This window comes from Blautia sp. Marseille-P3087 (genome assembly GCF_900120195.1).
Classification (GTDB): Bacteria; Bacillota; Clostridia; order Lachnospirales; family Lachnospiraceae; genus Blautia_A.
This window is the reverse complement of sequence record NZ_LT635539.1, coordinates 2230744-2240087: the sequence shown is the minus strand read 5'-3', so window position 1 is coordinate 2240087 and position 9344 is coordinate 2230744. Positions and strand designations below refer to the sequence as shown.

General features: G+C 42.9%; 8 protein-coding genes, 7 tRNA genes and 1 rRNA gene (1 of these 16 running past the window's edge). 2 read left to right on the top strand and 14 right to left on the bottom strand.

Annotated elements, in window-relative coordinates; translation table 11 throughout:
* Both BQ7344_RS10750 and BQ7344_RS10740 read right to left on the bottom strand, forming a co-directional pair.
* The gene (locus tag BQ7344_RS10750) at positions 1-1179 is read right to left on the bottom strand and encodes a tetratricopeptide repeat protein (RefSeq protein ID WP_072522565.1); all 1179 of its coding nucleotides are present in this window, start codon (positions 1177-1179) and stop codon (positions 1-3) included.
* Positions 1180-1516: 337 nt separating this feature from the next.
* Positions 1517-2314 carry a LytR/AlgR family response regulator transcription factor gene (locus tag BQ7344_RS10740; protein WP_072522563.1) on the bottom strand — a complete coding sequence of 266 codons (798 nt, stop codon included), beginning with the start codon at positions 2312-2314 and terminating at the stop codon, positions 1517-1519.
* Positions 2315-2574: 260 nt separating this feature from the next.
* On the opposite strand from BQ7344_RS10740, the gene trhA reads away from it, so the two are divergent.
* A complete protein-coding gene (gene trhA, locus BQ7344_RS10735; protein ID WP_072522562.1) occupies positions 2575-3264 on the top strand; it encodes a PAQR family membrane homeostasis protein TrhA in 690 nt (229 codons plus the stop codon).
* Between the two features lie 53 nt (positions 3265-3317).
* On the opposite strand, the gene BQ7344_RS10730 is transcribed toward trhA, so the two are convergent.
* The 3 genes from BQ7344_RS10730 to BQ7344_RS10720 all read right to left on the bottom strand — a co-directional run bounded on the left by BQ7344_RS10730 (position 3318) and on the right by BQ7344_RS10720 (position 5459).
* A complete protein-coding gene (locus BQ7344_RS10730) occupies positions 3318-3560 on the bottom strand; it encodes a GIY-YIG nuclease family protein (RefSeq protein ID WP_072522561.1) in 243 nt (80 codons plus the stop codon).
* A gap of 181 nt (positions 3561-3741) precedes the next feature.
* Positions 3742-4572, bottom strand: a complete 831-nt coding sequence (locus BQ7344_RS10725; RefSeq protein ID WP_072523414.1) for a M23 family metallopeptidase — start codon at positions 4570-4572, stop codon at positions 3742-3744.
* Between the two features lie 53 nt (positions 4573-4625).
* Positions 4626-5459 carry a SpoIID/LytB domain-containing protein gene (locus BQ7344_RS10720; RefSeq protein WP_072522560.1) on the bottom strand — a complete coding sequence of 278 codons (834 nt, stop codon included), beginning with the start codon at positions 5457-5459 and terminating at the stop codon, positions 4626-4628.
* Between the two features lie 141 nt (positions 5460-5600).
* Between BQ7344_RS10720 and BQ7344_RS10715 the strand changes: the two genes are divergently transcribed.
* Positions 5601-6809 (top strand): metallophosphoesterase, encoded by a 1209-nt coding sequence (locus tag BQ7344_RS10715; protein WP_072522559.1) that lies wholly within the window; start codon positions 5601-5603, stop codon positions 6807-6809.
* On the opposite strand, the gene BQ7344_RS10710 is transcribed toward BQ7344_RS10715, so the two are convergent.
* The 9 genes from BQ7344_RS10710 to BQ7344_RS10670 form a co-directional block, all read right to left on the bottom strand.
* Positions 6779-7057, bottom strand: a complete 279-nt coding sequence (locus BQ7344_RS10710; protein ID WP_015543413.1) for a hypothetical protein — start codon at positions 7055-7057, stop codon at positions 6779-6781. The two genes, BQ7344_RS10715 and BQ7344_RS10710, sit on opposite strands and share 31 nt — an antisense overlap.
* A 171-nt stretch (positions 7058-7228) precedes the next feature.
* Positions 7229-7301: transfer RNA gene (locus BQ7344_RS10705), tRNA-Lys, on the bottom strand.
* A gap of 93 nt (positions 7302-7394) precedes the next feature.
* Positions 7395-7467: transfer RNA gene (locus tag BQ7344_RS10700), tRNA-Phe, on the bottom strand.
* Between the two features lie 4 nt (positions 7468-7471).
* Positions 7472-7545: transfer RNA gene (locus BQ7344_RS10695), tRNA-Met, on the bottom strand.
* 17 nt (positions 7546-7562) lie between these two features.
* Positions 7563-7635, bottom strand: a tRNA-Thr gene (locus tag BQ7344_RS10690).
* An 18-nt stretch (positions 7636-7653) separates the two neighbouring features.
* Positions 7654-7735 (bottom strand) — tRNA-Tyr (locus BQ7344_RS10685).
* A gap of 8 nt (positions 7736-7743) precedes the next feature.
* Positions 7744-7816 (bottom strand) — tRNA-Val (locus BQ7344_RS10680).
* Positions 7817-7853: 37 nt separating this feature from the next.
* Positions 7854-7927 (bottom strand) — tRNA-Asp (locus BQ7344_RS10675).
* 87 nt (positions 7928-8014) lie between these two features.
* Positions 8015-9344: ribosomal RNA gene (locus BQ7344_RS10670) — 23S ribosomal RNA — on the bottom strand (it continues 937 nt past the right edge of the window).

The following is a 9344-nucleotide window of genomic DNA, read 5'->3' as shown; positions in this document are numbered from 1 at the left end:
TTATTTGGTTTGATCTGTTTTTGAACTGACATCTTCATTTTGAATGCTGTCTGATTTTCCTGATTCCAGCATATCAAGAAGTTCTTCTGATGCTTTTGTCAGTTCCGGATAATCATTGTTCTCTACGACTTTCCGTAGATCTTCCGTCGCATCTTCCTGTCTGTTCAATCCAAGTGCCGCAATTCCTCTGTTGTAATAAAGCATCGTATTACTTTCTTTTTTCTGTTCACCTCCCGTTTCCTGTGCATTGGTCAACCCGTATTTCATCGCTTTCTGAAAATCATCGTAAGCCTTCTGATATTCTTCAAGTGTAAGCTCACTGACTCCTCTGTAAAAATACAGATCACCGCTTGTTTTGTACTGATCTGTCTCCAGCAGTTCCGTAATATAAGAAATACTGTCCTGAAATTTTTCTTCTTTAAGACTGGCCACTGCCATAAGATACGTCAGTGTCGCATGATAAACATCTTCTGCTCCCTTTTCTTCAGCCAGTTCTGCATATTTCAGAACCTCTTTATAATCTTCAAGATAGTTCTCACAAAAAGCAAGATGCACATAACAAAGAGCTTCGTCTTTATATCCATGAGCAAGAGCTTCCAGAAGATCATCCTTTGCCTGACTGTAATCTTCTTTCTGTATACTGCACACAGATCTCATAAAGTAATAATATCCTTCTTCACTCCGGTCCAGATTTATAAGCTCTGTACAGCCTTCCATAGCTTCATCAAATCTTCCTGCTGAAAAGCAGAGAGCCGTTCTGGTCATCTTCATCTGTATCTTTTCTTCTTCTGTAAGTTCCATTTCCTTCAGAAGATAATCAACCGGTTCTATAGCTTCTTCGTATTTTTCTTCTTTAATGAGTTTTTCGGCCTTATTACATGCATCAAGAAGTTTCTGCTGTTTATCCTGAAGTTGCCTCTTTGCATCCTTAAATGCTTCAAGTACTTTCATTGGATCTTTCAGTACTTCCTGTATCTGTGCGTCCAGAAGTGTTTCAGGTCCGAAATCTGTCTGTATTTCCTGCTGTGCTGTATAATGAATTACAAATTCCGATACAACAAGCACTGTCACAAGACAGACAGCCGTTACACGGAGCCACTTTTTGCGGTACCATTTCGACTTTGTCCTTCCGGGATTCTCAGAAGGTCCTCTGATTTGTTGTTTCTTCTCTATCTTCATTATTTCTGTTCTCCACCGCCTTATCTTAATTTTCAGAATTTTTTATTAAAAAACATCAGTTCACAAAAATATGGTTATTTTTATAATACTTCTCTGAAATATTTTTTTCAACATCGAAAGAATGAAACGTACAATAACGGAACGAAAAACAAAATGAAATATAATACATGAAAATATCTTAATAATATGATAATTAATAATATTTCAGTGTGAAAAGTCATGATATGGCAATAAAGAAACTCAGATAAAAATTGATAAAGAAATGTACGATTAAAGATGTGTCTTAATAAATATATATGGTCCTAAAATTATTTTTCGGTATAATTCCACATTGAAATTATACCGAAAGAATCTGTCTGCGAATCTCATCATATTTTTTCCGCGGAACCGGGAGCTCTGTACCATCCTGCATAGTAATAGCATAACGTCTGATAGCCGTAATATACTGCGGATTGACCAGATAACTTCTGTGAGTCATAACAAAACAATCCTGTGTCTGCTGTGCCAGTTCTTTAATACTGTTTTTTGCAAAAATGCAGTCTGTAAGAGTCCTGACAACAGTTTCTTTACCCAGTGCAGAAATAAACATAACATCAGACATCTGCAAAAATATCAGGGATCCGTTAACGTCACAGACAGACAGCTTCCTGTCACTGGTCAGACGTAAAATTTCTTCTTTCATATAGTGACTTGCCATTTTTCCCATTGTATCAGGAAATGCTTCATCTTCAGCAATTTTCAGTTCACCTATGGGATTTGAAATATGGATATGACTGATCTGCAGTCCATTGCCGGTATTCTCCCACACAAACGTACAGCGCTGCTGTGCAGACAAAAAGAACTTTTCTTCAGGATCTGTTGTTACAAGATATTTGCCGGTTATAACGAAAAGTTCGGAACAACTGGCTGCAACCTGAAATTCTGCGTGCTGAAGATGGCATGACGGAATAGCCGCACAGTTTGTTTCGAGATTCTCTTTCACCTCATCAAGAGTCAGAAGATATTCATCCTGTCGTGCACTGATCCAGACTATTTTAGGCGCACAATGACTGAAAATAAACGTAGAATCACGCTTCCAGTATCTGGTCAGACATTCTGCTGTCAGCCTGACAACTTCATCTTCTGTTTTATTCATGGGCGGTCACCTCTTTCTTTACATCCCAATTTATTCTTTTAAAATATTATAACTTAACTCGTCGATGACCGTCAATATTTGCCCCGTATGTCTCGGGATTTTATCTGTGAACAGTAATTTAGATTCTTTTAATAAATTTTCTCTTCACAAATATGCATAAAAGTGTTATAGTTTCAGTATACTTCTTATGTAGTATTGATTACTACATGATATGTTTTTAATTATTCCGTATCTATTTTACCATTTAGGAGGCGTTCACTATGATGCATATAAACTCACTTGTCTCAAAATTAAATTTAAAGGATCCGTGGAGTGCCATCACACACGGAATTGCGATGCTTCTGGCAATTGCCGGTACCGCTCCTCTTTTGCTACGGGCTGCTTCCGGTGAGAATGCTCCGCTTCATATTGCGGCACTTGCAGTTTTTATCCTCACTATGATCCTTCTTTATACAGCAAGCACGGTTTATCATTCCGTTGATTCTACCGAAACCGTTAACCGACGCCTGCGTAAGATGGATCATATGATGATCTTCGTTATGATTGCCGGAAGTTATACACCGATCTGCCTGATTGCATTGCATAACCGTACCGGTTACATCCTCTGTGGCCTTGTATGGGGTGTTGCGATCCTTGGCATCCTTCTTAAAGGTCTCTGGATTACCTGCCCGAAATGGCTCTCTTCCGTACTCTATATCGGTATGGGATGGCTGTGCGTCCTTGCCTTTGTCCCGATTTTTCATTCTCTTCCGCGTGCCGGTTTCGGCTGGCTTCTCGCAGGAGGCATTATTTACACCGTCGGCGGCATCATCTATGGTTTGAAACTTCCTTTATTCAATGCCCGTCACAAAGACTTCGGTTCACATGAAATCTTCCATGTATTCATTATGCTTGGAAGTGCCTGCCACTTTATCCTCATGTATTGCTTCATCTCTACCCTGCCAATTTAACGGCAGGGTATTTTTCTTATGAAAGTTCTTTCTAGAATAATATTATTTCTCTTTCAAAAATCCATCAGGGCAAGTTTTTCTTTCCTTGTAAGCTGCTTAATCGCATACTCCCTGCTCATCGCTTCTTCTTTCGTCGCATATCCCTCATAGTAAACCAGTTCCACCGGGCGTTTTGCCCTCGTATACTTTGCACCGGCCTTCCCCTCATTATGCGCTTTCAGACGTTTCTCCACCGAGGTTGTCCATCCCGTATAAAGTGTGCCATCCGCACATTTCATCATGTATGTATAGTTCATCCTTTTCCTCTTTTACCGGTCATGCTGTATCTTATGTAACAAGCTGTTTATTTGCTCTATGTAAAAGGATAACCGCCATTCTTTCCGGCAGTTACCCTCATTTCTATATAAAGCAGCCGGCTACGAATTTTTATTTCCTACCTGCTTTATTATACGTTGTACTTTCTTTTTTGTGAACCATTTACGGAAGATATGCAATCGGATCCACAGGTTCTCCGTTCTTTTTCATTGCAAAATAAAGGTTGCTGCCTTCTTTGCTGTAATACTTTGTCGGAGTCCCCACATACCCGATCACTGTACCTTTTGTTACTGTGTCACCCTCTTCAACAGTAAGATCCTTCAACTGCCCGTAAACTGCCTGATAGCCACTTCCGATTTCCATAGTTACGGTAGTTCCTGTCTGCGGATCTTCCTCAATTGAATAAACAGTTCCCGGAACAGATGCCAGAACAGGAGCTCCATCCACTGCCTGAACAGAAATTGCCGGGCTTAATTTGTACTGATCCAGCGTCGGAAAATAAACCGTCTGATCCATGTTATAATCCAACAGGATCGATCCATCTACCGGCCATTCCATCAGCGTATCTTCCGAAAAACTCAGTTTTGGAGCTGCTTCGGCACTTGCAGAAGTGCTTACACTTTCTGTATTGACTGCACTCTGTGCTGCTCCGTTCCCATCTACGGTCTGTACGGATGTCTGATCTGCATCTTCGTTGTCTGCAAGTACTGTGTTTTCTACACCGCTCATCTCTTTTTCAGTGTCTGTTCCTTCGTCCTTCATCTCCGCTTCTACAAGACTGGTTCCCGCATCTACTGCCGAATCCTCATTCTCTTTGTTATCTGCCGTGTCATTCAGGTACGATGGTGCTTCTTCCTGAATTTCCACATCCGTTCCGGATGTTCCGAGCTGATAAACTCCAATTCCCGCCGCTGCAAGAACCGCCAGAAGCGCCGTATTTGTTACGTACCTTACAATTCTGTTATTTGCCATATTCTTTTCACCTCTGCTCATAATCATTTCTGTATTAACAGGGTGTCCAGTATATGCAAAAATATTCAATTTTACTAAATATAATCAAAATCTTCTGTTTCAATTTCCATCAATGGAAAATAAATATGTAAAATTTCCTGCCATGTTTTTCCCTCTTTTGCAAGCACATCCCCGCCATATTGAGAAAAACCAAGCCCATGCCCTTTTCCTTTGCTTAAAAAGCGTATTCTGCCATCCAGCTTCTGCATGGAAAATGCCGGCGATGCAATTCCCATCCCGGATGCAAACGCAGTTCCTTCTAATATATTATCGTCTGCCGTCAGACTCTGCACATATCCTCTTTTATCCCGTGAACTAATCGCCAACTCTTTTGGAAGCTGTTGTTCTGATACATAAGTACTGCTTAAATACTCTGCCGCATCTTTATCTGCACTGCTATCCACCGATTTCAGATAGGCATATTGCGAATCATGAAAAGCTTCCTCCCCGTCTCTTGTTTCTCCGGCACTGATTTCATGATAAGGTACCAGTTTTAACTCTCCCTCCACAGTAAGTATCTGACCCTGCGTATTTTTCACCGCTGTCTCATAACATTTTTCCGGAATTTTCCATACCCATCCTTTTTGTTTTATGTTATTGCTGATTTCACAAAGAATGGAACCTGTGTCTGCTTGCTCCTGAAGCTTTCGCATAAGATTACTTCTTGCTATGACTGCCTGTGCTTCAAGCGTCTCTATCCGATATTCCGGAGAAATCTGCTCACTTAAAATTATCGGAAGTATGTTTTCCATATCTGTTGTTTTATTTACAGCAACTGCCTCCGGACCATTTACAAAGACCGTGACCAGATATGGAAGTGTCAGTAACAGAAAAATTTTTGTAACCCACGATTGTTTTCTGCCCTTCATATTTATCTTCCATGCTCGTTTTACTCTAATATATGAAAATCATCCATACTTTATAAGTAAATTCGATATTTTTCCCTTTTTTCTTTCTTTGACATCAAAAAACATCCATTATATAATGTAAAAAAATTTCGGAGGTTTTATATGATTGCAATTTATCTTGCACCTGTTTATATTATCCTCAACCTGTATATTCTGCGATGGGCATATTTGTGGATGGGCAGCTGTCACAGTATTTTGCGTACTATGGCATTTCGCACTATTTTCGCAATTATCTATGCCATAGTCGCGACCAGCCTTGTATCCGGTTTCTTTATTAAAAAGCCAAGAGTGCTACATCGCGCATTAAAAGTAACCGGAAATTATTTTCTCGGTATTTTCCTTTACTCACTGATGATCGTGATGGCGGCTGATCTCGGACGGTTATTTTTCAAATATGTATGCAGAGTATCGTGGATTCACTCACGAATTGCCTTTAATGTTGCAGGTGCTGTCTGTGTATTGCTAATCATTGGTCTGTGTATCCGGGGAATTATCCATGCAAAATACATTAAAGTAACACCTTATGAAGTTACGATAAATAAAACTGTTCCCGATACAGATAAACTTAAAGTTGTTCTCGTCGCTGACACACATTTCGGTTACAATGCCGGTGTCATCCATGCACATGAACTTGTCCATAAAATCAATAAGCAAAAACCTGATCTTGTCTGCATTGCCGGAGATATTTTTGACAATGAATATGATGCGATCCGCAGTCCCGAAAAGCTCTCAAAGGTTCTGCGTTCCATCAAATCCACTTATGGAGTATATGCATGCTGGGGAAATCATGATCTGAACGAGGCAATTCTTGCCGGATTTACCTTTCATCACAAAGGAGATAATATCTCAGATGTAAAAGATCCACGCATGAATGAATTTCTCCGTAAATCCAATATTAAGCTTCTCGAAGACGAAAGTGTCCTGATAGATAACAAATTTTATATTGTCGGACGCAAAGATGCCTCCCTCATAGAAAAGATCCATGAAACAAGAAAAGCCCCTGACCAGCTTACCAAATTGCTGGACAGGGACAAACCGATCCTTGTTATTGATCATCAGCCAAAAGAACTTCAGGAACTTGCTGACGCGGGTACTGATTTAGATCTGTGCGGTCATACACACAACGGACAGACCTTTCCCGGAAATCTGACCATCAAACCGATGTGGGAGAATCCATGTGGCATCAGCCAAAAGGATGCCATGACCTGCATTGTAACTTCCGGTGCCGGTGTCTGGGGACCCGCCATGCGATTAGGTACGGACAGCGAAATCTGCTCAATTCAGGTCAATTTCGTATCACCCGGACCCTGAAGCCAGAAAAAAAGTTTTTTCCACATGCGATGATGTTTTCGATTGTGCACTATCCACATATTCACATCTTTATCCATATTTTCTGCAGAGACAGTTGCTGCGCCAGCTGCATTTCCATTAACCGGAGATGCAGTAACAGCCTGTCCGATCACAGATACATCTACTTCATCCCTCTTCGGAACCATACTTACCAGAAAACAAAGAATTACAGTTATCAGTTTATGAAACCTTTCCTTCATATTTTTCATAATGAACCTCCTGCTATTCTCCATAAAAAGCACCGGGACTGCGCACTTCCCACTACTACATATGTAATATAATATATGCAGCAGTTGTCTTGTTTAGAACGACAGTGCATCTTTGTTTTAACTTTTTTCCGAGTACAAAAAAAGCACTATCGAAATGATAGTGCTTTCTAATGAGACATCGGGGATTCGAACCCCGGACAACTTGATTAAAAGTCAAGTGCTCTACCAACTGAGCTAATATCCCATATTCAGTTTGATTACCTTATATTATATTTAATCTTACAAGGTAAATGCCCAGGCTTTTTCAACCAGCATACACCATGTTTTACAAGGTAAATGCCCAGAGCCGGAATCGAACCAGCGACACGAGGATTTTCAGTCCTCTGCTCTACCAACTGAGCTATCTGGGCATAATAGCGGGAACAGGATTTGAACCTGTGACCTTCGGGTTATGAGCCCGACGAGCTTCCAGACTGCTCCACCCCGCGATAATTATGAAATTTGAAGCCGATGATCGGACTCGAACCGATAACCTGCTGATTACAAATCAGCTGCTCTGCCAATTGAGCCACATCGGCTTAGCCAATTAGGCTTAGTGGGTGGAGAAGGATTCGAACCTTCGAAGGCGGTGCCAACAGATTTACAGTCTGCCCCCTTTGGCCACTCGGGAATCCACCCGGATTATATGGGACCTATAGGGCTCGAACCTATGACCCTCTGCTTGTAAGGCAGATGCTCTCCCAGCTGAGCTAAGATCCCACATATTCAATTAATGTACACACCTTTCGGTATGCAACGACCCAGATGAGACTCGAACTCACGACCTCCGCCGTGACAGGGCGGCGCTCTAACCAACTGAGCCACTGGGCCATGCAAATTACTTTGCTATAGAAGATATATCGTATCTTCAAAACCACATACATGTTGACAATCAACTGAATCTTTCTGACCATGCTTTTTGGTCAAGCCCTCACCCTATTAGTAGCAGTCAGCTCCATGTGTTACCACACTTCCACCCCTGCCCTATCAACCTCGTCGTCTTCAAGGGGGTTTACTCCTTTCGGATGGGATATCTCATCTTGAGGGGGGCTTCACGCTTAGATGCCTTCAGCGTTTATCCCTTCCGGGCTTGGCTACCCGGCTATAGACTTGGCAGTCTAACCGGTGCACCAGCGGCCCGTCCATCCCGGTCCTCTCGTACTAAGGACAGCTCCTCTCAGATATCCTACGCCCACGCCGGATAGGGACCGAACTGTCTCACGACGTTCTGAACCCAGCTCGCGTACCGCTTTAATGGGCGAACAGCCCAACCCTTGGGACCTACTACAGCCCCAGGATGCGATGAGCCGACATCGAGGTGCCAAACCACTCCGTCGATGTGAACTCTTGGGAGTGATAAGCCTGTTATCCCCAGGGTAGCTTTTATCCGTTGAGCGATGGCATTCCCACTTAATACCACCGGATCACTAAGCCCTACTTTCGTACCTGCTCCACCCGTCGGTGTCGCAGTCAAGCTCCCTTCTGCCTTTGCACTCTTTGGATGGTTTCCGTCCATCCTGAGGGAACCTTTGGGCGCCTCCGATACCCTTTCGGAGGCGACCGCCCCAGTCAAACTCCCCGTCTGGCATTGTCCCACCGCCGGGTCACGGCGGCTGGTTAGAAACCCAATACTGCAAGGGTGGTATCCCAACAGCGGCTCCATGGCAACTGGCGTTACCATTTCATAGCCTCCCACCTATCCTGTACATGCAGTACCGGATCCCAGTACCAAACTGGAGTAAAGCTCCATGGGGTCTTTCCGTCCTGGCGCAGGTAACCAGCATCTTCACTGGTACTTCAATTTCACCGGATGCATTGTCGAGACAGCGCTCAAATCATTACGCCTTTCGTGCGGGTCGGAACTTACCCGACAAGGAATTTCGCTACCTTAGGACCGTTATAGTTACGGCCGCCGTTTACTGGGGCTTAAATTCAAAGCTTCGCTTGCGCTAACCTCTCCTCTTAACCTTCCAGCACCGGGCAGGCGTCAGCCCATATACCTCACCTTACGGTTTCGCATAGACCTGTGTTTTTGCTAAACAGTTGCTTGAGCCTATTCTCTGCGGCCTGCTTGCGCAGGCACCCCTTCTCCCGAAGTTACGGGGTCATTTTGCCGAGTTCCTTGACAATGCTTCTTCCGCCGGCCTTAGGATTCTCTCCTCATCCACCTGTGTCGGTTTACGGTACGGGTATGGTATGAACAATAGCGGCTTTTCTTGACGCACAGCTCACGGACTTCATTACTAAA